The 24,066-nt window shown below is 63.3% G+C and carries 19 protein-coding genes; 5 read left to right on the top strand and 14 right to left on the bottom strand.

Annotation, left to right across the window (positions count from 1 at the left end; all coding sequences use genetic code 11):
• Positions 1-148: 148 nt before the first annotated feature.
• Entirely contained in the window at positions 149-1,507 is a 1,359-nt protein-coding gene (locus JV241A_RS24465) for an aspartate aminotransferase family protein (protein ID WP_115084803.1), read from the bottom strand.
• 47 nt (positions 1,508-1,554) lie between these two features.
• A complete protein-coding gene (locus tag JV241A_RS24470; RefSeq protein ID WP_115084802.1) occupies positions 1,555-2,913 on the bottom strand; it encodes a glutamine synthetase family protein in 1,359 nt (452 codons plus the stop codon).
• A 605-nt stretch (positions 2,914-3,518) separates the two neighbouring features.
• Here JV241A_RS24470 and JV241A_RS24475 point away from each other — a divergent pair.
• Positions 3,519-4,895 carry a glutamine synthetase family protein gene (locus tag JV241A_RS24475; RefSeq protein WP_115084800.1) on the top strand — a complete coding sequence of 459 codons (1,377 nt, stop codon included), beginning with the start codon at positions 3,519-3,521 and terminating at the stop codon, positions 4,893-4,895.
• A gap of 157 nt (positions 4,896-5,052) precedes the next feature.
• On the opposite strand, the gene argA is transcribed toward JV241A_RS24475, so the two are convergent.
• Both argA and argE read right to left on the bottom strand, forming a co-directional pair.
• Entirely contained in the window at positions 5,053-6,351 is a 1,299-nt protein-coding gene (gene argA, locus JV241A_RS24480) for an amino-acid N-acetyltransferase (RefSeq protein ID WP_115084799.1), read from the bottom strand.
• A gap of 115 nt (positions 6,352-6,466) precedes the next feature.
• Complete coding sequence (argE, locus tag JV241A_RS24485) at positions 6,467-7,624, bottom strand: acetylornithine deacetylase (protein WP_115084798.1); 1,158 nt, start codon at positions 7,622-7,624, stop codon at positions 6,467-6,469.
• A 126-nt stretch (positions 7,625-7,750) separates the two neighbouring features.
• Here argE and JV241A_RS24490 point away from each other — a divergent pair, with 126 nt between their 5' ends.
• Complete coding sequence (locus JV241A_RS24490) at positions 7,751-9,118, top strand: CYTH domain-containing protein (RefSeq protein ID WP_134064889.1); 1,368 nt, start codon at positions 7,751-7,753, stop codon at positions 9,116-9,118.
• Between the two features lie 3 nt (positions 9,119-9,121).
• Here the strand turns inward: JV241A_RS24490 and JV241A_RS24495 are convergent, their stop codons facing one another.
• Positions 9,122-9,592, bottom strand: a complete 471-nt coding sequence (locus tag JV241A_RS24495) for an Lrp/AsnC family transcriptional regulator (RefSeq protein ID WP_123565204.1) — start codon at positions 9,590-9,592, stop codon at positions 9,122-9,124.
• A 125-nt stretch (positions 9,593-9,717) separates the two neighbouring features.
• On the opposite strand from JV241A_RS24495, the gene JV241A_RS24500 reads away from it, so the two are divergent.
• The 3 genes from JV241A_RS24500 (at position 9,718) to JV241A_RS24510 (ending at position 12,229) form a co-directional block, all read left to right on the top strand.
• Complete coding sequence (locus JV241A_RS24500; RefSeq protein WP_134064891.1) at positions 9,718-10,038, top strand: hypothetical protein; 321 nt, start codon at positions 9,718-9,720, stop codon at positions 10,036-10,038.
• Positions 10,039-10,123: 85 nt separating this feature from the next.
• Positions 10,124-11,821 carry a GspE/PulE family protein gene (locus JV241A_RS24505; RefSeq protein WP_134064893.1) on the top strand — a complete coding sequence of 566 codons (1,698 nt, stop codon included), beginning with the start codon at positions 10,124-10,126 and terminating at the stop codon, positions 11,819-11,821.
• A gap of 90 nt (positions 11,822-11,911) precedes the next feature.
• Positions 11,912-12,229, top strand: coding sequence for a DUF2388 domain-containing protein (locus tag JV241A_RS24510; protein WP_036994901.1), 318 nt, complete (start codon positions 11,912-11,914; stop codon positions 12,227-12,229).
• A 117-nt stretch (positions 12,230-12,346) separates the two neighbouring features.
• Here the strand turns inward: JV241A_RS24510 and gcvP are convergent, their stop codons facing one another.
• From gcvP to pepP, 9 genes are all read right to left on the bottom strand, one after another.
• Entirely contained in the window at positions 12,347-15,220 is a 2,874-nt protein-coding gene (gene gcvP / locus JV241A_RS24515; RefSeq protein ID WP_134064895.1) for an aminomethyl-transferring glycine dehydrogenase, read from the bottom strand.
• Positions 15,221-15,299: 79 nt separating this feature from the next.
• Entirely contained in the window at positions 15,300-15,683 is a 384-nt protein-coding gene (gcvH, locus tag JV241A_RS24520) for a glycine cleavage system protein GcvH (protein ID WP_134064897.1), read from the bottom strand.
• Between the two features lie 45 nt (positions 15,684-15,728).
• On the bottom strand, positions 15,729-16,811 hold the full coding sequence (gene gcvT, locus JV241A_RS24525) for a glycine cleavage system aminomethyltransferase GcvT (protein ID WP_134064899.1): 1,083 nt from the start codon (positions 16,809-16,811) through the stop codon (positions 15,729-15,731).
• Positions 16,812-16,929: 118 nt separating this feature from the next.
• On the bottom strand, positions 16,930-18,552 hold the full coding sequence (locus JV241A_RS24530) for an iron ABC transporter permease (RefSeq protein WP_134064901.1): 1,623 nt from the start codon (positions 18,550-18,552) through the stop codon (positions 16,930-16,932).
• Positions 18,553-18,706: 154 nt separating this feature from the next.
• Positions 18,707-19,708, bottom strand: coding sequence for an extracellular solute-binding protein (locus JV241A_RS24535; protein ID WP_115084789.1), 1,002 nt, complete (start codon positions 19,706-19,708; stop codon positions 18,707-18,709).
• Positions 19,709-19,810: 102 nt separating this feature from the next.
• Positions 19,811-21,028, bottom strand: a complete 1,218-nt coding sequence (locus JV241A_RS24540) for a 2-octaprenyl-3-methyl-6-methoxy-1,4-benzoquinol hydroxylase (protein WP_166675751.1) — start codon at positions 21,026-21,028, stop codon at positions 19,811-19,813.
• A 9-nt stretch (positions 21,029-21,037) separates the two neighbouring features.
• Positions 21,038-21,520, bottom strand: a complete 483-nt coding sequence (locus tag JV241A_RS24545) for a DUF4442 domain-containing protein (protein ID WP_115084787.1) — start codon at positions 21,518-21,520, stop codon at positions 21,038-21,040.
• A gap of 2 nt (positions 21,521-21,522) precedes the next feature.
• Positions 21,523-22,716 (bottom strand): 2-octaprenyl-6-methoxyphenyl hydroxylase, encoded by a 1,194-nt coding sequence (gene ubiH, locus JV241A_RS24550; protein WP_134064903.1) that lies wholly within the window; start codon positions 22,714-22,716, stop codon positions 21,523-21,525.
• The gene (pepP, locus tag JV241A_RS24555) at positions 22,713-24,047 is read right to left on the bottom strand and encodes a Xaa-Pro aminopeptidase (RefSeq protein WP_115084785.1); all 1,335 of its coding nucleotides are present in this window, start codon (positions 24,045-24,047) and stop codon (positions 22,713-22,715) included. Before pepP ends, ubiH begins: the two co-directional genes overlap by 4 nt.
• Positions 24,048-24,066: the final 19 nt, after the last annotated feature.

The raw sequence follows: 24,066 nt of genomic DNA on the forward strand, positions 1-24,066 counted from the left end.
TATTTAGCCATCTGTTCAGCGGCCGGCTTATTCGGCGCAAGCTCCGAGCGACTGAAACAGTCGCTAGTCTGGCAAGTTACAAGGCGCTCTTTCAACAAAAGAGGCACCTTGAAACTCATTGATGCCATTACGCTAGCCTAGCACTTGGCTACTTCAGCGCTTCGAGCGTCAGGTCCAGGCATTTGCGCGCCTTTTCCACCAGCTCGTCGATCTCTGCATGGCTGATCACCAGCGGCGGGGCGATGATCATGGTGTCGCCCACGGCGCGCATGATCAGGCCGTTGTCGAAGCAGAACTGGCGGCAGATCATGCCTGCACCCTGACCTTCGTAACGGGCGCGGGTAGCCTTGTCCTTGACCAGTTCTATGGCACCGAGCATGCCCAGGCCACGCACTTCGCCCACCAATGGGTGATCGTTGAGCTCACGCAGACGTTTCTGCAAATACGGTGCCGTTTCTTCGTGGACACGCTCGATGATCTTCTCGTCGCGCAGGATCCGCAGGTTTTCCAGGCCCACCGCCGCCGCCACCGGGTGACCGGAGTAAGTGAAGCCGTGGTTGAAGTCGCCACCTTCGCTGAGCACCTTGGCCACTTCGTCACGCACGATCACACCGCCCATGGGGATGTAACCGGAGGTAAGGCCCTTGGCGATGGTCATCAGGTCGGGCTTGAGGTCGTAGTAATCGGAACCGAACCACTCACCGGTGCGACCGAAGCCACAGATCACTTCGTCAGCAATGAACAGGATCTCGTACTTGGCGAGGATTTCCTTGATCTTCGGCCAATAGGTGTCTGGCGGAATGATCACCCCGCCCGCGCCCTGGATCGGCTCGGCGATAAAGGCGGCGACGTTGTCTTCGCCGACTTCGAGGATTTTCTTTTCCAGCTGCTCGGCTGCCCACACGCCGAACGCGTCCGGAGTCATGTCGCCACCTTCGCCGAACCAGTACGGCTGCGGGATATGCTCGATGCCCGGCAGCGTCCCGCCCTGTGCATGCATGCCGCTCATGCCACCCAGGGCGGCACCGGCCACGGTGGAACCGTGATAACCGTTGATACGACCGATGATCACCTGCTTCTGCGGCTTGCCCTTGAGCGCCCAGTAGTGGCGGACCATGCGCAAGTTGGTGTCGTTGCCTTCGGAACCGGAACCGGTGAAGAACACATGGGTCATGCCTTTCGGCGCCACCGCGGAGACCGCTTTGGCCAGCTCCAGTGCCGGTGGGTGGGCAGTCTGGAAGAACAGGTTGTAATACGGCAGCTCGCGCATCTGTTTGGCGGCCACTTCAACCAGCTCTTCACGGCCGTAACCGACCGCCACGCACCACAGGCCCGCCATGCCATCGAGGATCTTGTTGCCCTCGCTGTCCCACAGGTGCACGCCCTCGGCCTTGGTGATGATCCGCGGCCCCTTCTCCTTCAGCTGTTTATAGTCACTGAAAGGTGCCAGGTGATGCTCACTGCTAAGGGTTTGCCACTCACGGGTTTGCGGGTTGTTGACGCTCATGTGCTTCTCCGTTTGTTGACGGCCGCGGCCCTGCGGCTCCGGGTTGATCAGACCGCAAACAGCAGGAACTCACGTTCCCAGGAGCTGATTACGCGTTTGAAGTTTTCATGCTCGGCGCGTTTGGTGGCGACGTAGCCGGCGATGAATTTCTTGCCCAGGTATGGCTCCAGGGCTTTGCAGTTTTCCATGCGCTCCAGGGCGTCCTCGATGGTCAGCGGCAGGCGCAGGTTGCGGCGCTCGTAACCACGCCCCTGTACCGGCGCACTCGGCTTGATGCCTTCGACCATGCCAATGAAGCCGCACAGCAAGCTGGCGGCGATCGCCAGGTACGGGTTGGCGTCGGCGCCTGGCAGACGGTTCTCGACCCGGCGGTTCTGCGGGCCAGCATCCGGTACGCGCAGGCCAACGGTACGGTTCTCTTCGCCCCACTCGACGTTTACCGGTGCCGAGGTATCCGGCAGGAAGCGGCGGAACGAGTTGACGTTCGGCGCGAACAGCGGCAACACCACCGGGATGAACTTCTGCAGGCCGCCGACGTGGTTGAGGAACAACTCGCTCATGCGCCCGTCTTCGTCCGAGAAGATGTTCTTGCCGGTGTGCACGTCAATGATGCTCTGGTGCAGGTGCATGGCGCTGCCCGGCTCGCCGGTCATTGGCTTGGCCATGAAGGTGGCGGCGACGTTGTGCTTGAGCGCGGCCTCGCGCATGGTGCGCTTGAACACCAGGATCTGGTCGGCAAGCGACAGGGCGTTGCCGTGACGGAAGTTGATCTCCATCTGCGCCGTGCCGTCTTCGTGGATCAGCGTGTCGAGATCCAGGTTCTGCAGCTCGCACCAGTCGTAGACGTCCTCGAACAGCGGGTCGAATTCGTTGGCCGCCTCGATCGAGAACGACTGACGGCCGGTTTCCGGGCGCCCGGAGCGGCCGATCGGTGGCTGCAGCGGGAAGTCCGGGTCTTCGCAGCGCTTGGTCAGGTAGAACTCCATTTCTGGCGCCACGATCGGCTGCCAGCCCTTGTCGGCATAGAGTTTCAAGACCTTCTTGAGCACGTTGCGCGGCGACAGCTCAACCGGGTTGCCTTGCTTGTCGTAGGTGTCGTGGATCACCTGGGCGGTCGGCTCGATGGCCCAAGGCACGAGAAACACCGCGTTCTCGTCGGGGCGGCAGATCATGTCGATGTCGGCCGGGTCGAGCAGCTCGTAATAGATGTCGTCGTCGACATAGTCGCCGGTCACGGTCTGCAGCAGCACGCTCTCGGGCAGGCGCATGCCTTTTTCGGCAATGAACTTGTTGGTCGGCGAGATCTTGCCACGGGTGATACCGGTGAGGTCGCTGATCAGACACTCGACTTCGGTGATCTTGTGTTCTTTCAACCAATCGGTGAGCTGGTCGAGGTTGCTACTCATAAATACCTCAGGAGGTAAATGTCTGGACAGACGTCAGGACGACACCCGGAGTGGGCCGTCCCAGACATTCTGGATGCCCCACGAGGCTAAAGCAAAAGTCAGGCGCAGGGAGGCCGCAACGGGCAGTTCCCGCAAGGCTGACGAGCCCGCTATAGTGATGGCAGAGGTAATTCGAAGCAGCGTCGGCAGCAGGCAGGACGCCCGGGCCGTCAATTATTTCAGCCGGGGCGCAACGTGCTGGCGCATGGCGCAAGCCACCCGCGAGGAACGCGTGCAAACCGTTCTGTGAACGGCGGGCGATGATGCCGGTTGTCGGCAGGCGTGACATGTAACCCCCGGTATTATTGGTGTTATGGGTTGCCACCGAGCTTAGCCTTGTTCATTTTTTTACACAACACCCCCGTAAAAAATAGAACACGCCCCGCTCAAGATCGCCGTTACCGTACGAAAGCAGCCCTTGTCGGCGCCCCCAATTGCAGCAAAAATGCCGCTTGAGGGCCATTTTAGGGCATCATGGGGCTGGCTTGACTTCAGCAAGGCTTTCCGATTGACTGAACCTGCAAGCCCCCATTGATTGATATTTTTAACAACAAAGGTGTTGCATCATGTCGGTACCCCCGCGTGCCGTTCAGCTTAACGAAGCGAACGCGTTCCTTAAGGAACATCCTGAGGTTCTCTACGTTGACCTTCTGATTGCAGATATGAATGGTGTGGTGCGCGGCAAGCGCATCGAGCGCACCAGCCTCCACAAGGTTTACGAGAAAGGCATCAACCTGCCGGCCTCCCTCTTCGCCCTGGATATCAACGGTTCGACCGTCGAAAGCACCGGCCTTGGCCTGGACATCGGCGATGCCGACCGCATCTGCTATCCAATCCCTGACACCCTGTCCAACGAGCCTTGGCAGAAGCGTCCCACCGCACAACTGCTGATGACCATGCACGAGCTCGAAGGCGAGCCGTTCTTCGCCGACCCGCGCGAAGTCCTGCGTCAGGTCGTGAGCAAGTTCGACGAGCTCGGCCTGACCATCTGTGCCGCATTCGAGCTGGAGTTCTACCTGATCGACCAGGAGAACGTGAATGGCCGTCCGCAGCCGCCGCGCTCGCCTATTTCCGGCAAACGCCCGATCTCGACCCAGGTGTACCTGATCGACGACCTCGACGAGTACGTCGACTGCCTGCAGGACATCCTCGAAGGCGCCAAGGAACAAGGCATTCCTGCCGACGCCATCGTCAAGGAAAGCGCCCCGGCCCAGTTCGAAGTGAACCTGCACCACGTTGCCGACCCGATGAAGGCCTGCGACTACGCGGTCCTGCTCAAGCGCCTGATCAAGAACATCGCCTACGACCATGAGATGGATACCACCTTCATGGCCAAGCCCTATCCGGGCCAGGCGGGTAATGGTCTGCATGTCCATATCTCGGTGCTGGACAAAGATGGCAAGAACATCTTCACCAGCGAGGATCCCGAGCAGAACGCCGCACTGCGTCACGCGATCGGCGGTGTGCTCGAGACCCTACCGGCGTCGATGGCGTTCCTCTGCCCGAACGTCAACTCGTACCGCCGTTTTGGTGCCCAGTTCTACGTGCCGAATTCGCCGAGCTGGGGCCTGGACAACCGTACCGTGGCCCTGCGCGTGCCCACCGGCACGCCGGATGCCGTGCGCATCGAACACCGCGTAGCCGGTGCCGACGCCAACCCGTACCTGCTGATGGCCGCCGTACTGGCCGGTGTTCACCATGGCCTGACCAACAAGGTCGACCCGGGCGAGCCGGTTGAAGGCAACTCCTACGAGCAGAACGAGCAGAGCCTGCCGAACAACCTGCGTGATGCCCTGCGCGAGCTGGACGACAGCGAGATCCTGGCCAAGTACATCGATCCGAAATACATCGATATCTTCGTGGCCTGCAAAGAGAGCGAGCTGGAGGAGTTCGAACACTCCATCTCCGACCTTGAGTACAACTGGTATCTGCATACCGTGTAACAACGGTTGGATGCTGGAATGAAAAACGCCGTCGGCCCCTGAGTCGACGGCGTTTTTTATGGCCTCATCGCTGGCAAGCCAGCTCCCACAAGTGCTGTGTACACCGGACCTGTGGGAGCTGGCTTGCCAGCGATGGGCTGCAAGGCAGCCCCAAAGGCTACAGCGCTTTTTCGAAGATCTTCGAATTACGCTGATAGTTGTACAGCGATGCCCGCGCCGCCGGCAGCCGCTCGACGCCGCTCGGCACGAAGCCGCGTTCGCGGAACCAGTGCGCTGTCCGCGTCGTTAGCACAAACAGCGTGTTGAGCCCCATCTCCCGCGCCCGCGTCTCGATACGCTCCAGCAGCTCGTCACCACGGCCACCATGGCGATACTCCGGGTTCACCGCCAGGCACGCCAGCTCACCCGCTTCAGAATCGGCAATCGGGTACAACGCCGCACAGGCGATGATCATGCCTTCGCGCTCGACCACGCTGAACTGCTCGATCTCGCGCTCCAGCACCTCGCGCGAACGACGCACGAGGATGCCCTGCTCCTCCAGCGGGCTGATCAGGTCGAGCAAGCCACCGACATCCTCGATTGCCGCCTCACGGACCTTCTCGAACTGCTCCTGGGCCACCAGGGTGCCGCCACCGTCGCGGGTGAACAGCTCGGTGAGCAAGGCGCCGTCTTCGGCATAGCTGACGATATGGCTGCGCGCCACGCCGCCACGGCAGGCTTCGGCGGCAGCATCGAGCAGCTCGCCCTGGTAATCGCTGCCCAGGCGCTGCAGGTGCGCGGGCACCTGCTGTGGGCGCAACTCGCGTACCAGCCGGCCCTGCTCGTCGAGCAGGCCACGCTCGGCGCCGAACAGCAGCAGCTTGTCGGCGCCCAGTTCGATAGCGGCGCGGGTGGCGACGTCTTCACAGGCCAGGTTGAAGATCTCGCCGGTGGGCGAGTAGCCCAAAGGCGAAAGCAGGACGATAGAGCGCTCGTCGAGCAGGCGGTTGATGCCCTTGCGGTCGACCCGGCGCACTTCGCCGGTGTGGTGGTAATCGACGCCTTCGACCACGCCGATCGGCCGTGCGGTAACCAGGTTGCCAGCGGCCACGCGCAGGCGCGAGCCCTGCATCGGCGAGGCGGCCATGTCCATCGACAGGCGCGCTTCGATGGCGATGCGCAGGTGGCCGACGGCGTCGATCACGCATTCCAGGGTGGCAGCATCGGTGATCCGCATGCCGCGGTGGTAGTGCGGGGCCAGGCCGCGGGCAGCCAGGCGGCTTTCAATCTGCGGGCGCGAACCGTGGACCAGCACCAGGCGCACGCCAAGGCTGTGCAGCAACACCAGGTCGTGGACGATATTGCCGAAGTTGGGGTGCTCGACCCCGTCACCGGGGAGCATGACCACGAAGGTGCAGTCGCGGTGGGCGTTGATGTAAGGCGAAGCGTGACGCAGCCAATTGACGTATTCGGGCATAACCGGAGAGCCTGTAGAAAATAGGGACAAGAACGGGAAAGCACACAGCGCTCGAAGGGTTATCGTCGGAACAGGCTTGGCGTCACGCGCAATCTCCTCTGCAAAACGGTTCAGCTCAGCGGGCAATTACCGGGCTGAGGCAATAATGTTCGATCAACTCACGCAATAGACGCACAGTAGGCTGCAAGCGTGACATTTCCAGGTATTCACCCGGCTGGTGGGCGCAGGCGATGTCGCCAGGGCCGAGCACCAGGGTCTCGCAGCCCAGGCGCTGAAGATAAGGCGCTTCGGTGCCAAAGGCTACCGCTTCGGCGCGATGACCGGTAAGACGTTCGGCTACCCGCACCAGTTCCGCATCGGCAGCCTGCTCGAACGGCGGCACCTCGGGGAACAGCGGCGCATAGTCGATGCGCACCTGATGCTGTTCGGCCAGCGGCGCCAGTTTGTGGCGAATGGCAGCACGCAGCACTTCAGGGTCCATGCCCGGCAGCGGGCGCAGGTCGAATTCCAGGGCACACTGGCCGCAGATGCGGTTGGGGTTGTCGCCACCATGGATACAGCCGAAGTTCATTGTCGGCTGCGGCACGCTGAACTGCGCGTTGCTGAATTCCTTCTGCCATTGCCGACGCAGGTTCATCAGTTCGCCCATCACCTGGTGCATGGCCTCCAGGGCGCTATGGCCCAGGCTCGGATCGGACGAGTGGCCGCTGCGCCCAAGGATGTCGATGCGCTCCATCATCACCCCCTTGTGCAGGCGGACCGGCTTGAGCCCGGTCGGCTCGCCGATCACCGCCGCACGGCCCAAGGGCCGCCCGGCCTCGGCCAGGGCGCGGGCGCCGGCCATCGAACTTTCTTCGTCACAAGTGGCGAGAATCAGCAGCGGTTGCTTGAAGTCATGAGCCAGCAAGGGCTGCACGGCTTCGATGATCAGGGCGAAAAAGCCCTTCATGTCGCAGCTGCCCAAGCCCACCCAGCGCCCGTCGACCTCGGTCAGCTTGAGCGGATCGGTCTGCCAAAGCTCGGGGTCGTAGGGCACGGTGTCGCTGTGCCCGGCCAGCACCAGCCCGCCCGGGCCGCTGCCGTAGCTTGCCAGCAGGTTGAACTTGCCCGGGCTGACCTGCTGGATATCGCAGGCAAAACCCAGGTCCCCCAGCCAGCCGGCCAGCAGGTCGATCACCGCACGGTTGGACTGATCCAGTGACGGCTGGGTGCAACTGACCGATGGCGCAGCGATCAGGGCGGCGAACTGCTCTTTGAGCGATGGCAACGGCATGCGCTTTCTCCTTGGGCGAAGCCCATCATAGGGCCATCCGGCACCGGGAATAAACCGCCGCTAGCCGACTCCTGTACACTGCACCCCCAAGACGCTCCCTGTCATTCGAGCCTGGATTACCCAGCAATGCATAAAGAAACCGAAATCAAACTGCGGGTCAGCCGCGAGACCCTCGCCGCCCTGCGTGAACACCCATTGCTGAACAAGCGCAACAAGTCCGGGTGGCAAAGCCGCGAACTGCTCAACCAGTACTTCGACACCCCGGAGCGCGACCTGGCCGCCGCCAAGGTCGCCCTGCGCCTGCGCCGCGACGGCGATGTGGTGATCCAGACCCTCAAGACCCGTGGCCAGAGCGTCGCCGGCCTGTCCCAGCGCAACGAGTTCGAGTGGGAGTTGCCCAAGGCCAAGCTCGACCTGAAAAAACTCGACGCCGAGTGCTGGCCAGAGCAACTGGCTGATGTCGACAAAAAGACCATCAAGCCGCTGTTCACCACCGATTTCACTCGTGAATACGCCGAAATCGCCTGGGGCCGCGGCAAGGCCAAGGTGGTGATCGAAGCCGCACTGGACCTCGGCACCGTGGTCGCCGGCAAGCAGAAGGAAGAAATCTGCGAGCTGGAGCTGGAGCTGCGCGAAGGCGCCCCCGAAGCCCTGCTGGAACTGGCCGCCGAGTTGTCGGCAAAACTGCCGCTGATGCCCTGCGACATCAGCAAGGCCGAGCGCGGCTACCGCCTGCTCGACGCCGGCAGCTACGCCCTGAGCTTGCCTGGCGCCGAACTGAACGCCGAGATGACCCTCGACGACGCCTTCGCTGCGCTGGCCTGGCAGTTGCTCGGCAGCAGCCAGCGCCTGGCCGAACAGTACCGTTTCAATGGCCACTGGCGCCTGCTGCAGGACTGGGTCGAAAGCCTCTGGGAGCTGCGCGCCCTGGCCAGCAGCCTCGGTCAGGCCGGCCCACGCGCCAGCACCCGCGAGCTGCGCAACAGCCTTGACGCCCTGCTCGAAGACTGGCGCCCGCTGGTGCTGGCCGGTGCCGACGATGAAGACGTGCGTCGCGCTGCGCCCGAGCAGTTCGCTGAAGAGCTGCTGGAAACCCGCTGGGGCCAGTTCTCCCTGGAAACCTCGCGCTGGCTGCTGGCCCGTGGCTGGACCGTCGAGCGCAACAAGCGCGGCGACCGCCAGGGCGCCGCACAGTTGGCCAACTGGCTGAACGTGCTGCTGGCCGAAGAAGCCAAGGCCCTCAACCTGCCGCTGTACCATCGCCAGCCGGAAGACCTGGCCGAGCAGTTGCCGCGGATCGAACGCCTGCTGGCCTGGCTGCACCACGCCCGTCAGGTGCTGGAGAGCCCGGACCTGGACCGCCTGTTCGGTGAACTGAACAAGCTGCACGAGCTGGCCAACCTGCCGATCAGCGACGAAGTGCTCGAAGCCCGCGTCCACCAGGCCATGGCGGTGTTCCAGAGTCGCGGCTGGAAGCATCTGCTGCGCAAGTAAGGCTCAAGGCAATACCGGCAGACTCGTCGTGGACTTGATTTCGGACAAGGCCACGGTCGAGTTGACCTCCTGGATCCCCGGCACCATCGACAGCTTTTCGAAGAAGAACCGTTCGTAGGCTTCGATGTCCGGGGTGACAATGCGCAGCAGAAAATCCACTGCGCCCATCAAGACATAACACTCCAGCACTTCCGGAAAGCCGCGGATCGCCTCGGTGAACTCGGTGAAGTTGGAGCGCCCGTGGGCGTTGAGTTTGACCTCGGCGAAAATCTGCGTGTTCAGGCCGATCTTCTTGCGGTCGAGCAGGGTTACCTGGGCGCGAATCACCCCCTCCTCTTTCAGGCGTTGTATGCGCCGCCAGCATGGCGATTGCGACAAGCCCACGCGCTCGGCGATCTGCGCGCTGGAGAGCGAGGCATCTTCCTGCAACAAGGCCAGGATGCGCCGGTCATAGGCGTCTAACTCGCTGTGCATGATTATTCCTCAAAAACGGATAGTGACGAATTGAGCTATTCAATAGCTGGCGATATCGCACGATCATAGAGAAGAAATACCCCGACCTGCATGTAAAAATTTCTCCACTTTCTGCGGAGAATCCCATGAGCGCTCTCGAACGGCTGGACAGCCCCCTTACGCCCTTGCGCAACGATGTCTGGGCCGCCAGCAACGTGCACAGCGATGTCTGCTACCAACTGCAGGTAGAAGCCGAGCCCGACAGCCTGTGCCGGCTGCTCAACCTGTTTGCCCTGCAATTTCTGGTGCCGCATCGGCTGAAGGTTGAGCAAGAGGATGATCTGCTCAACGTCGAGATCGGCATCAGCGGCCTGAGCTGGCACCGCGCCGAACTGATTGCACAAAAAATGCGCAACCTGATCTGCGTGACCGAGGTGCAATTGAGCGAGACCCGAAAAGCCTGGTAACCCTTGTACCCGTGGAAAGCCCGCCTCAGCGGCTAACCTTGCTCAGGCCACCACTGTCGGTGGCGCGGCAAGGAAGCCCGCACGCATGCACAACCTCAGCGAAGATCGCTGGCTTGACCTCGGCACCTTGCTTGACGAGCTAGTGGCCGATCAACGCATCAGCCCGGATGATCGCAACATCTGCCCTCCCGTGCAGCACGAGCAGCACCCACTCGAATGGATCGCCAGCCAACAGTTTGCCGACCTGGGCAATCCCGGCCAACGCCTGGACCTGGGTACCCTGTGCCAATGGCTGGCCAGGCAGGCTGGCCAGCCTTACCTGCATATCGATCCCCTGAAGATCGACCTTGCCCGGCTCACCGGTCTGATGTCCGCAGGGTTCGCCCGGCGCCACGGCATCCTCGCGCTGGCCGCCGATGCCAGCGGCGTCACCGTGGCCAGCGCACAACCCTATGTACGCGCCTGGGAAGCGGACCTGGCCCAGGTGCTGCAACGGCCGATCAAGCGCGTGCTGGCAAGCCCGGTGCAGATCCGCCAGCTCAGCCAGACGTTTTTCCAGGTCGCGCAATCGGTCAGTGGCGCCAGCCAGCAACAGTCAATGCCGACGGCCGCGGGCAATCTTGAGCAGTTGCTCGAACTGGGCAACCGGGGCCGCGAGGCGCAAGCCAACGATGCGCATATCGTCAGCATCGTCGACTGGCTATTGCAGTACGCCTTCGAACAGCGCGCCAGCGATATTCACCTCGAACCCCGGCGCGACCAGGGTCAGCTGCGCTTTCGTATCGACGGCGTGCTGCATCCGGTCTACCAGTTCCCGGGGCCGGTCACCCTGGCTGTGGTCAGCCGCCTGAAAAGCCTGGGGCGCATGAATGTCGCAGAAAAGCGCCGCCCCCAGGATGGCCGGATCAAGACCCGCCTGCCTGGCGGCGAAGAGGTCGAGCTGCGGTTGTCGACCCTGCCCACTACCTTCGGCGAAAAGTTGGTGCTGAGAGTCTTCGACCCGCAACTGCTGCAACAGGACTTTGCGCAACTGGGCCTCGGCGGAGCCGATCTCAGGCGCTGGCTGTCGATGCTTGACCATCGCCATGGCATCATCCTGGTCACCGGGCCCACCGGCTCGGGCAAGACCAGCACCCTTTACGCCAGCCTCAAGCACCTGGCCACCCCGCAGATCAACCTGTGCACCGTCGAAGACCCGATCGAGATGGTCGAGCCGGCCTTCAACCAGTTGCAGGTGCAACCAAGCATCGACCTGGATTTTGCCACCGGGACCCGCGCCCTGCTGCGCCAGGACCCGGATGTCATCATGATCGGCGAGATACGAGACCTGGAAACTGCCCAGGTGGCGATTCAGGCGGCCCTCACCGGGCACCTGGTGCTCTCGACCCTGCACACCAACGACGCCTGCAGCGCCATCACCCGCTTGCTGGAGCTGGGCATCGCGCCTTACTTGCTCAAGGCCAGCCTGATCGGGGTCATGGCCCAGCGCCTGGTGCGCACCCTGTGCAAGCACTGCAAGGCCGCGCCAGCGTCGCCGGGGCAGAGCCATCAAGCGGTGGGCTGTAGTGAATGCCGGCAGACCGGCTATCACGGACGTAGCGCGATTTACGAACTGCTGGGCATCAGTGATGCACTCAAAGCCCGATTCGAGCCCGACCTCGATCTGCTCGCCTTGCGCCGACTGGCGCTTGATGACGGCATGCTCAGCCTCAAGCACAGTGGCGCCGAGAAGGTTGCCGCAGGGCAGACAACCGAGGCCGAAGTGCTTCGCGTCATCGCCTGAAGCAGGCGCCAAACCTTTTATCTGGCCAGGGAACTAGATCCACATAAACCCAATCAAAGGCCCCAGTTCACCTCAGTTGGAGTCACCTTAATGCGTTTCAAGTTTGCAGTCGCAACCCTTGCCCTGCTCTCCCTACCGGTTGGATCTGCCATGGCTGATACCTTCTGGCGCAACGTCATCTCTTCTGGCGCCACCACAGCGTCCTCTTACCTGACCTCCAAAGACCACAAGCTGGTCGTGGCTGCCCAGGATGATGCCGGCAGCTTTGTCGCCAGCGAAGGTGCGATCCGCGGCCCATACCTGGAAGCGGCGATGCAGAAAGTCCGCGCCGACAACCCGGGCCTGAAAGTCAGTGACATGGAACTGGCCAATGCGATCCTGGCCAAGAACGCGGTAGCCAGCGAGTAAGCGGCAACCCTTGTGGGAGCGGCGGTGCGACGCCTCGACTTGCCCCGCGAATGCGAAAAAGCCAGTCTGCACCGGCCTCATCGCGGGGCAAGCCCGCTCCTACCCGAAACAATTGCCTCAGCGGTAATCTTCCACCGGCACACAGGCACAGAACAGATTCCGGTCGCCATACACGTTGTCGACCCGGTTCACCGCCGGCCAGTACTTGTGCATCCGCGCATGGGCACTGGGCGCCACGCCCTGGGCAATGCTGTAGGGCCGCTCCCATACGCCCAGCACATCCTCAAGCGTATGCGGCGCATGCTTGAGCGGATTATCTTCTGCCGGCCAGTTACCCTCCTGCACTTCGCGGATCTCGGCACGAATGCTCAACATCGCCTCGACAAAGCGGTCCAGCTCGGCCTTGGACTCGCTCTCGGTCGGCTCGACCATCAAGGTCCCCGGCACCGGGAATGACATGGTCGGTGCGTGGAAGCCGTAATCCATCAGACGCTTGGCCACATCCTCCTCGGTGATCCCGGTCAGGGCTTTCAGCGGCCGCAGGTCGAGAATGCACTCATGCGCCACCCGTTCGTTGCGTCCGCGATAAAGCACCGGGAAGGCGCCGCCCAACTGCTCGGCCAGGTAGTTGGCCGAGAGGATCGCCACCTCGCTGGCATCGGCCAGCTGCGGGCCCATCATGGCAATGTACATCCAGCTGATCGGCAAGATGCTGGCGCTGCCCCAGGGCGCGGCGCTGACCGCTGTGTTCTGCGGGTCGGGGCCGGGTAGCGGGATTACCGGGTGGCTGGCGACAAAGGGCGCCAGATGCGCTCGCACGCCGATCGGGCCCATGCCCGGGCCGCCACCGCCGTGGGGGATGCAAAAGGTCTTGTGCAGGTTCATGTGCGAGACATCGGCGCCGATATCCGCCGGTCGCGCCAGGCCGACCTGGGCATTGAGGTTGGCGCCGTCCATGTACACCTGGCCGCCGTGCTTGTGGATAACCTCGCAGATCTCGCTGATGCCCTCCTCGTAGACGCCGTGGGTCGATGGATAGGTGGCCATCAGGCATGACAGCTTCTCGCCGGCCGCCTGCGCCTTGGCCTTGAGGTCGGCCAGGTCGACGTTGCCGGCCTGGTCGCACTCGACGATCACCACCTGCATCCCGGCCATCTGCGCCGAGGCCGGGTTGGTGCCGTGGGCCGAAGCCGGGATCAGGCAGATATCGCGCTGCGGTTGATGGCGGCTGCGGTGATACTTGGCAATCGCCATCAACCCGGCGTACTCGCCCTGGGCGCCAGAGTTGGGCTGCATGCAGATGGCATCGAAGCCGGTGATCGCACACAACCAGCTTTCCAGCTCGTCGATCATCGCCTTGTAACCCTGCACCTGTGCCGCCGGCGCAAAGGGGTGCAGCAGGGCAAAGCCGGGCCAGGTGATCGGGATCATCTCGCTGCTGGCGTTGAGTTTCATGGTGCACGAGCCCAGCGGGATCATCGACTGGTTCAGTGCCAGGTCCTTGTTCTCCAGCTGCTTGAGGTAGCGCAGCATCTCGGTTTCGCTGTGGTGCAGGTTGAACACCGGGTGACGGAGAAAGTCCGAGCGCCGCACCAGTGCTGGCGGAATGCCTTCGGGCTGCGCCAGAGCATCCAGCGCGGCGATATCCAGCCCGTGGTCGGCGCCGAGGAAGATATCGAACAGGCGCATGACCGTGCTTTCGTCACAGGTCTCGTCGAGGCTCACGCCCAGTTGCCCGCGGCCAAGAATCCGCAAGTTGACCTGCACCGCCTCGGCGCTTTCGATGATTGCCGTCTGGCTGCCACCGACCTCCAGGGTCAGGGTGTCGAAGAAGTGTTCATTGAGGCGCTTGATGCCCTTGCTCTCCAGGCCCGCAGCAAGCACGAAGGTCAGCGCATGCACGCGCTGGGCGATGCGCTGCAAGCCTTCCGGGCCGTGGTACACCGCATAGAACGCGGCGATGTTGGCCAGCAGTACCTGGGCAGTGCAGATGTTGGAGTTGGCCTTCTCGCGGCGGATATGCTGCTCGCGGGTCTGCAGGGCCATGCGCAACGCAGTGTTGCCCCAGGCATCCTTGGACACGCCAATGATGCGCCCGGGCATGGCCCGTTTGAACTCGTCACGACAGGCAAAATACGCCGCATGCGGGCCACCAAAGCCCATGGGCACGCCAAAGCGCTGGGACGAGCCCAGCACCACATCGGCGCCCTGCTCGCCGGGCGGCATCAGCATCACCAGGCTGAGCAGGTCGGCAGCTACACAGGCCAATGCCTGCTGGGCATGCAACTGGGTAACCAGCGGGCGCAGGTCGCGCACTTCGCCATGGGTATCGGGGTATTGCAGCAAAGCCCCGAATACCTGGTACTTGGCGAGGTTATCCACAGCGTCGACGATCAGTTCGAAGCCGAAGCCTTCGGCACGGGTCTGCAGCACCGAAAGGGTTTGCGGATGGCAGTGTTCATCGGCGAAGAAGGCATTGCTTTTCGACTTGGCCACGCGCTTGGCCAGGGCCATGGCTTCCGCCGCGGCGGTGGCTTCGTCGAGTAACGAGGCGTTGGCCAGGTCCAGGCCGGTGAGGTCGATGATCATCTGCTGGAAATTGAGCAAGGCTTCCAGGCGGCCCTGGGCGATTTCCGGTTGATACGGGGTATAGGCGGTGTACCAGCCCGGGTTTTCCAGGACGTTACGCAAAATGACGGTGGGGGTGACGGTGCCGTGATAACCCATGCCGATCAGGCTGGTCCACACCTGGTTCTGCTCGGCGTAGCCCTTGAGCTTGGCCAGGGCGGCCTGTTCATCGAGGGCGTCAGGCAGGTCCAGCGGCCGGATCAGGCGAATGCCCGGCGGCACGGTCTGCTCGATCAGCTCGCGCCGGCTGCCAACGCCGAGGGTGGCGAGCATGGCCTGCTGCTCCGAGGCATCGGGCCCCAGGTGGCGACGCAGGAAAGAATTGCGGTCTTGCAGTTGGCTCAGGGACGGCGACTGGGACATAGCGGCTCTCTCTTCCTCGACCAAGCCTCGAGCGCTCGAGGCATATTGAGTCTAGGAAGAGATTGCCGCCTGCGTGAAACTATTCGCCGATGGAGGCTTTGTAACCGGCGGCGTCGAGCAGCTTGTCCAGCTCGGCCTTGTCGCTTGGCTTGAGCTTGAAGATCCAGCTGGCGTACGGATCGCTGTTCAGCGACTCAGGGCTGTCGGCCAGCTCCTCGTTGACCGCAATCACTTCACCGCTGACCGGTGCGTAGATGTCGGAAGCTGCCTTGACCGACTCGACCACACCCGCCGCATCGCCGGCGGCAAAGACCTTGCCCACTTCCGCCAGCTCGACGAACACCACGTCACCCAGGGCTTCCTGGGCGTGGTCGCTGATCCCGACAGTCACAGTGCCATCAGCTTCCAGCCGGGCCCATTCGTGGCTTTCGGCAAAACGCAGGTCGGCGGGGATATTGCTCATAATTGTTGTCCTCGATTGGGTCAGCGGTTGGCCCGCCAGAAAGGTTCAGATCAGGATCTTGCCATGGCGCACGAAGGTCGGCTTGACCACTCGCACCGGGTACCACTTGCCGCGGATCTCCACCTCGGCACGATCGGCGGTGGCCATCGGCACCCGCGCCAGGGCAATGGATTTGCTCAGCGTAGGAGAGAAACTACCACTGGTGATCTCCCCTTCGCCAATCCCGGCGACACGGACCACCTGATGGGCGCGTAAAACCCCGCGTTCTTCGAGCACCAGGCCGACCAGTTTCTGCTCGACGCCATGCTCGATTTCTTCCAACAAGCCTTTACGGCCGATGAAATCGCGCGCTGCCGGCTCCCAGGCGACGCTCCAGCCCAGGTTCGAAGTCAGCGGCGTATGGGCTTCGTCGATGTCCTGGCCATAAAGGTTCATGCCGGCTTCCAGGCGCAGGGTGTCGCGCGCACCAAGGCCGCTCGGGGCAATGCCGGCGCCGACCAGGTCGTTGAAAAATGCCGGGGCCTGGACAGCGGGGAAGATGATTTCCAGGCCATCCTCACCGGTGTAACCGGTGCGGGCGATAAACCAGTCGCCGTCGGCCAGGCCTTCGAAAGGTTTCAGTTCACGGATCAACGCGGCGCGTGCGGCAGTCACCAGTTCAGCGACCTTTTCCCGTGCGTCCGGGCCCTGGATGGCCAGGATGGCCAGTTCCGGGCGTTCGCTGAGTTCGACTTCGAAACCGATCTTGCGCGCCTGCAGCCAGGCCATGTCCTTGTCGCGGGTCGAAGCGTTGACCACCAGGCGGTAACCGTCTTCACAACGGTAGACGATCATATCGTCGATGACTCCGCCCTGCTCGTTGAGCATGGTGCTGTACAGGGCCTTGCCGGGAGCGCCAAGGCGGTCGACATCGTTGGCCAGCACATGCTGCAGCCAAGAGCGGGCCTGGACGCCACGGATATCGATCACGGTCATGTGGGATACATCGAATACGCCGCAGGCCTGGCGCACCTGATGGTGCTCCTCGACCTGCGAACCATAATGCAGAGGCATATCCCAACCGCCAAAATCGACCATCTTGGCGCCAAGGGCCAAGTGCAGGTCATAAAGAGGCGTACGCTGTCCCATGGGTTTCTCCTTCCGGGCGTGGCGAGGCTACGGCTGGCAGCGTTGCAGCTACCCGGCCTGTAGGACCGGCCGCAGCGAATGCCGCGCATTGTAGCTGCAAGGAGGCAGGCTTACACCCTCAGCGCGTTTGACCCGGGTGCTGGGCCGAACGTCGAATCAGCCCGATGACCGGCAACAGGCCGACTAACACGAGGGTCAAGGCCGGCAGCGACGCTCGCGACCATTCGCCTTCGCTGGTCATTTCGAACACCCGTACTGCCAGAGTGTCCCAGCCAAACGGGCGCATCAGCAGGGTCGCCGGCATCTCCTTGAGCACGTCGACGAACACCAGCAGCGCTGCACTCATTGCACCGGGCACCAGCAAGGGTAGATACACCTTGAAAAACAATCTCGGACCGCTGACGCCCAGGCTGCGGGACGCTTCCGGCAAAGAAGGACGAATCCGCCCCAGGCTGTTTTCCAATGGCCCGTAGGCCACTGCAATAAAACGCACCAGGTAAGCCAGTAACAAAGCCGACAGGCTACCGAGCAGCAACGGCTTGCCGGCGCCACCCAGCCAGTTGGAGAGCGGCACCACCAACTGATTATCGAGGTAACTGAAGGCCAGCATGATCGACACCGCCAGCACCGAACCGGGCAAGGCATAGCCCAGGTTGGCAAGGCCGACACCCGCGCGGATGCCCGGCGTCGGTGCCTGGCGCCGGGCAAACGCCAGCACCAGGGCGACACACACGGTAATCAGCGCCGCCATGGCGCCCAGGTAGAGGGTATGCAGGATCAGGCCGGCATAGCGCTCGTCGAGGTCAAAGCGGCCGCGCTGCCAGAACCACACCATCAGTTGCAGCATCGGCACCACGAAGGCACAGGCAAACACCAGCAGGCACCAGCTGCTGGCAGCCAGCGCCTTGAATCCACGCAAGTGATACAACGCCTTGCCCCGCGGCCGTTCGTTGCTGCTGCGCACCGCGCCACGGGCACGCCGCTCGCCGTACAACACCAGCATCACCGCCAGCAACAGCAGGCTGGCCAGCTGGGCGGCGCTGGAGAGGCTGAAGAAGCCGTACCAGGTCTTGTAGATGGCGGTGGTGAAGGTGTCGAAATTGAACACTGACACTGCGCCGAAATCCGCCAGGGTCTCCATCAACGCCAGCGCCACCCCGGCACCGATCGCCGGCCGCGCCATGGGCATGGCGACCCGCCAGAATGCCTGCAGCGGCGAAAGTCCCAGTACCCGTGCCGCTTCCATCAGGCCTTTGCCCTGGGCCAGGAAGGCGTTACGGGCCAGCAGGTAAACGTACGGGTAGAACACCAGCACCAGCACGGTGATCACCCCGCCGGTGGAGCGCACCCGCGGCAGGTGCATGGGCCCGAACCACTCGCGCAACAGGGTTTGCACCGGCCCGGCGAAATCCAGCAGGCCGACGAACACGAACGCCAGCACATAGGCCGGAATTGCGAAGGGCAGCATCAGGGCCCAGTCGAGCCAGCGCCGCCCGGGAAACTCGCACAGGCTGGTCAGCCAGGCCAGGCTCACCCCCAGCACCGTCACGCCGACGCCGACACCGAGGATCAGCGTCAGGGTGTTGCCCAGCAGGCGGCTCATCTGGGTATCGAGCAGGTGCGACCAGATCTGCATGTCGACCGACTGCCAGGACAACAACAGCACGCTCAGCGGCAACAGCACCAGGGCGGCGATGGTGAAGACCAGGGGGTACCAGCGGCGTTGGGCGGGGTGGGCCAAAAGTGAAATCTCTATGGGAATGATTGCGACCGCGTTGCGGTCGATCGCTGGCAAGCCAGCTCCCACAGTGAAAAGAGAGCACCGCTATCCCTGTGGGAGCTGGCTTGCCAGCGATTGGGGCCCGATAGGGCCCCGGAAGGATAAAGCCTGGCGCTTAGTTCCAGCCAGCCCGATCCATCAGGCGAATGGCTTCGGCCTGGCGTTTGCCGGCTACTTCCACCGGAATGCTGTCGGCCTTGAACTTGCCCCAGGCGGCCACTTCTTCCGAAGGCGCCACTGCCGGGTTGGCCGGGAACTCCTGGTTCACGCCCGCAAAGATCTTCTGCGCCTCTTCACCGGTCATCCATTCGACCAGCTTCTTCGCCGCTTCAGGATGCGGCGCATATTTGGTCAGGCCAATGCCCGAGAGGTTGACGTGCACGCCACGGTCAGCCTGGTTAGGCCAGAACAGCTTGACTGCCAGCTTGGGGTTTTCCTTGTGCAGGCGGCCGTAGTAGTAGGTGTTGACGATACCGACATCGCACTGGCCGGCGTTGATCGCCTGGAGCAGCGCGGTGTCGTCGGAGAACACGTCGGTGGACAGGTTGTTGACCCAGCCCTTGATGATTTCTTCGGTTTTCTGCTCGCCGTGGGTTTCGATCAGGGTGGCGGTCAGCGACTGGTTGTAGACCTTCTTCGCCGTACGCAGGCACAGACGCCCTTCCCAGTTCTTGTCGGCCAGGGCCTCGTAGGTGCTCAACTCTTCGGGTTTGACCCGGTCGGTGGAGTAGGCAATGGTCCGCGCGCGCAGGCTCAGGCCGGTCCAGTCGTGGGACGAGGCACGGTATTGGGCGGGGATGTTCTTGTCGATGATGTCCGACTTGATCGGCTGCAGGATGCCCATCTGCTCCGCCTGCCAGAGGTTGCCGGCGTCGACGGTGAGCAGCAGGTCGGCAGTGGCGTTCTCGCCCTCGGCCTTGATCCGCTGCATCAGCGGTGCTTCCTTGTCGGTGATGAACTTGATCTTCACCCCGGTCTCTTTGGTGTAGGCGTCGAATACCGGTTTGATCAACTCGTCGATGCGCGAGGAATACACCACCACCTCGTCCGCCGCCTGGGCGGCAGTGCCGAACAGGGTCAGAGCCAGGGCGGCCAGTACGTGCTTGCGTGGCAACATGGTGCGGTCCTCGGAGTTCAAGAGAGGCGCAAATGGTAGTTAATCCCATTTGGCTTCTCAACCGAACTCACAAGTGAGGAGTTACCAGATGTTGCGGGGCCCTCAGGCCCGCGCCAGTTCCGGCAGGTCACCGCTCAAGCCCAGGGCCTGGCGCACGAACAAAGCCTTGGCTTCCGGCAGTTGCTCGACCCATTTCAGGCCGCTATTGCGCAACCAGCGCAAGGGCAATGGATCAGCCTGGAACAGGCGCTCGAAACCTTCCATCGCCGCCATCAAGGCCAGGTTGTGCGGCATGCGCCGGCGCTCGAAACGGCTCAGCACGCGAATATCGGCCAGGCGCTCGCCACGCTCGTAGGCATGTTGCAGCTCTTCGGCCAGCACCGCGGCATCGAGAAAACCGAGGTTGACACCCTGCCCGGCCAACGGGTGAATGGTGTGCGCGGCATCGCCAATCAGCGCCAGGCCTTCGGCCACGTAACGTTTGGCGTGACGTTGACGCAGTGGCACGCAGACCCGCGGATCGGCCTGCAGCACGCTGCCCAGGCGCCCTTCGAAGGCACGCTCGAGCTCGGCGCAGAACCCTTCGTCGCTCAACGCCATCAGGTGTTCGGCCTGCTCCGGCGTGGTCGACCAGACGATCGAGCACCAATCCTGCTGGCCATCGCGCAGCAGGGGCAGGAACGCCAGCGGCCCCTCATCGGTAAAGCGCTGCCAGGCGGTCGCCTGATGCGGCTGGGCGCAACGCACACTGGTGACGATGGCATGATGCAGGTAATCCCACTCGCGCGTCTCACAACCGGTCAGGCGGCGCACCGCCGAGTTGGCACCGTCAGCGGCAATCACCAGCGGCGCACGCAGGGTGCGACCGTCGGCCAGGGTCAGCAGCCAGTCGTCGCCGGAGCGACGCATCTGCTCCAGGCGGGCATTGGCCAGCAGGCCGATCTCGCTGTCGTGCAGGCGCTCCAGCAGGCCATCCTGCACCACCCGGTTCTCGACGATATGGCCGAGCACCTCGGCATGCACGCTGGCGGCCGAGAAATGGATCTGGCCAGTGCCACTGCCGTCCCACACACGCATGTCCGAGTAGGGGCTCAAGCGCCGTTCGCTGATCCCCTGCCAGGCGCCCAGGCGCTCGAGGATGCGCTGGCTGGCCGCCGACAAGGCGCTGACCCGCGGCTCGAATGCCGACTGCTGGTCAAAGGGCTTGATCGACAACGGGCTGCCATCGAGCAAGAGAATTTCCAGGCCGCTGTGCTGCAACGCCAGGGCCAGAGCGCTGCCGACCATACCAGCACCGACAATCAACAGATCTGCGCGCATTTCCATGCCTTAAGCCTGTCTCGCTTGCGGCTTGAGCCGCACGTAAAGGGTTTTGTCGACCCGCGCCACCAGCTCACCGGCGGCGTCGCGGATATCGACCTGAAGTCGTGGCAGATACTTTTTGCCGCCGGCGGTGTGCTGGCGGATGTCGTCGAGCAGCGCATCGTCGATGCGCAGGTCGGCGAACACCGGGCCTTTGCCCGGGGACACGAAGTCGATGCTGGCGGCCTTGTCCCAGACGATGTACTCACGCCCGAGCAGCTCCATCAGCATCAACATGTAGAACGGGTCGACCATCGCATACAGGCTGCCGCCGAACTGGGTGCCGACATAGTTGCGGTTGAACCAGCGCAGGCCCATGCGCACACGGATATGGCGCAGGTCGGGGCTGACGCTGAGCACACGGATGCCCGCACCCAGGTACGGCGGATAGATGTTCAGCAGCCAGCGCAGCCTGCGCGCGCGCCGGGCCAGTTTGCGCGGGTCGCTCATGTTCAGTTCCGTGGGTCCGGGCGAGTGCCCAGGCCCATGGCCTGGCGGGCGAACCAGCGCTTGGCCGGGGGCAGCAGGTCAAGGCCGAGCAGGCCCAGGTTACGGCCGGTGGCCACCAACGGTTGGGCGCTGCCGAACAAACGAGTCACACGGTCGGAGAAGCCCACGGTCAGGTCCTGATCCAGGCGCTGACGCTCGCGATAAGCTTGCAGTGTGGTGAAATCTCCCGGCAAACCTGGGCTGGCCAGCAGGCCTTCGGCCAGCGACTGCACATCGCGCAGCGACAGGTTGAAACCCTGCCCGGCAATCGGGTGCAGGCTGTGCGCGGCATTACCGAGCACCACCAGGTGCGGGCGCACCTGCTCCTGGGCCTCCACCAGCGACAATGGATACAAATGCCGGGCGCCAACCTGGCGCAGCGCGCCCAGGCGGTAGCCAAACACGTCCTGCAGCTCGCTGAGGAAGCTGCGCTCGTCCAGTTCGGCCAAACGCTTGGCGTCCATCCCGGCGCGGGTCCAGACCAGCGCGCAGCGGTTTTCCGGCAATGGCAGCAAGGCCATCGGCCCGTCATCGGTGAAGCGCTCGAAGGCCTGGCCGCAATGGGCTTCGCTCGGGGTGATGTTGGCGATCAGGGCGCTCTGGTTGTACGGCCGCTGGCTGACATGAATGCCCAGTTGCTCGCGCAGGCCAGAGCGGCCGCCATCGGCCAGTACCGCGAGGTCGCATTCAAGCGTGGTGTCGTCGTTGAGCGACAGCCGATAGCCGTCTTCCAACGCCTGCATGGCGGTGACTTCCGCCGGGCAGCGCCAGCTCACCACCTCGGCGTCCAGGCCCTTCCACAGGCACTGGCCGAGCCAGGCGTTCTCGACCACATAGCCAAGCGCCGGCACGCCTTCTTCCAGGGCATCCAGGCGGGTGGCGCCAAAGCGCCCGCGGTCGGAGACCTGGATCTGGCGGATCGGCTCGGCGCGGCGGCTGATCTGCTGCCACAGGCCGAGGCGTTCGTAGATTTGCCGGGTACCGAAGGACAACGCCGAAGAACGGGCATCGTAGCTCGGCTGAAAACTGTCACCAGGGGCGAACGGCTCGATCAGCAGGATCTTCCAGCCACGGGCCTTGGCCCCGGCTTGCAGGGCCAGGGCCAGGCTGGCGCCGACCAGGCCGCCGCCAATGATCGCCAGATTGACCCGGCTCATGCCGCGTCACTGCGCGCAGCAGCCATCAAGGCTTCGATTTCGGCAACCGTCTTGGGTACGCCGGAGGTCAGGATTTCACAGCCCTGCTTGGTTACCACTACGTCATCCTCGATTCGCACACCGATGCCGCGCCACTTCTTCGCGACACTCTGGTTATCGGCACCGATATAGATGCCGGGTTCCACGGTCAGGGCCATGCCCGGCTCGAGCACGCGCCACTGACCACCGACCTTGTACTCGCCGACATCGTGCACATCCATGCCCAGCCAGTGCCCGGCGCGGTGCATGTAGAAGGCCCGGTAGGCTTCGCTATCAATCAGTTCCTGCACCTGGCCCTTGAGCAGGCCCAGCTCCACCAGGCCTTCGGTGATCACTTGCACCGTGGCTTCGTGGGCGTGGTTCCAGTGCTTGCCCGGGGCGATCACCGCAAAGGCGGCTTCCTGAGCCTTCAGTACCAGCTCGTAGATAGCCTTCTGCTCCGGCGAAAAACGCCCGCTGACCGGGAAGGTACGGGTGATGTCGCTGGCGTAGCAGTCGATCTCGCAACCGGCGTCGATCAACACCAGGTCACCGTCCTTGAGCGGCGCGTCGTTCTCCTGGTAATGCAGGATGCAGCTATTGCGCCCGGCGGCGACGATCGAGCCGTAGGCCGGCATCTTCGCCCCGCCCTTGCGAAACTCGTAGTCCAGTTCGGCTTCCAGGCTGTACTCGCGCAGACCGGCGCGACAGGCCTGCATGGCCCGCACGTGGGCACGGGCGGAAATCGCCGCGGCCTCGCGCATCACTTTCACTTCCGCCGCCGATTTATACAGGCGCATGTCGTGCAGCAGATGATCCAGGGCAACGAATTCGTTCGGCGGCTGCGCACCCAGGCGCGCTTTGGAGCGGATCACGTTGATCCACTCCATCAAGTGGCGGTCGAACTCGGGGTTGCTGCCCATGGCCGAATACACCCGGTCACGGCCTTCGATCAGGCCGGGGAGGATGTCGTCGATATCGGTGATGGGGAAGGCGTCATCAGCGCCAAAATCGCGGATCGCTCCTTCCTGGCCAGCACGCAGGCCGTCCCAGAGCTCGCGCTCGGGATTACGCTCGCGGCAGAACAGTACGTATTCGCCGTGCTCGCGGCCAGGGATCAGAGCGATCACCGCCTCGGGCTCGGGGAAGCCGCTGAGGTACTGGAAGTCGCTGTCCTGGCGGTACACATGCTCGACGTCGCGGTTGCGGATGGCAACCGCGGCGGCGGGCAGGATGGCGATGCTGTTGGGTTCCATCTGCGCCATCAGCGCCTTGCGTCGACGGGCGTATTCCGACTTGGGGATGTGGCTCATGGGCAGTGGCAGTCCCTGG

Source organism: Pseudomonas sp. JV241A (assembly GCF_900275665.1).
GTDB lineage: Bacteria > Pseudomonadota > Gammaproteobacteria > Pseudomonadales > Pseudomonadaceae > Aquipseudomonas > Aquipseudomonas wadenswilerensis.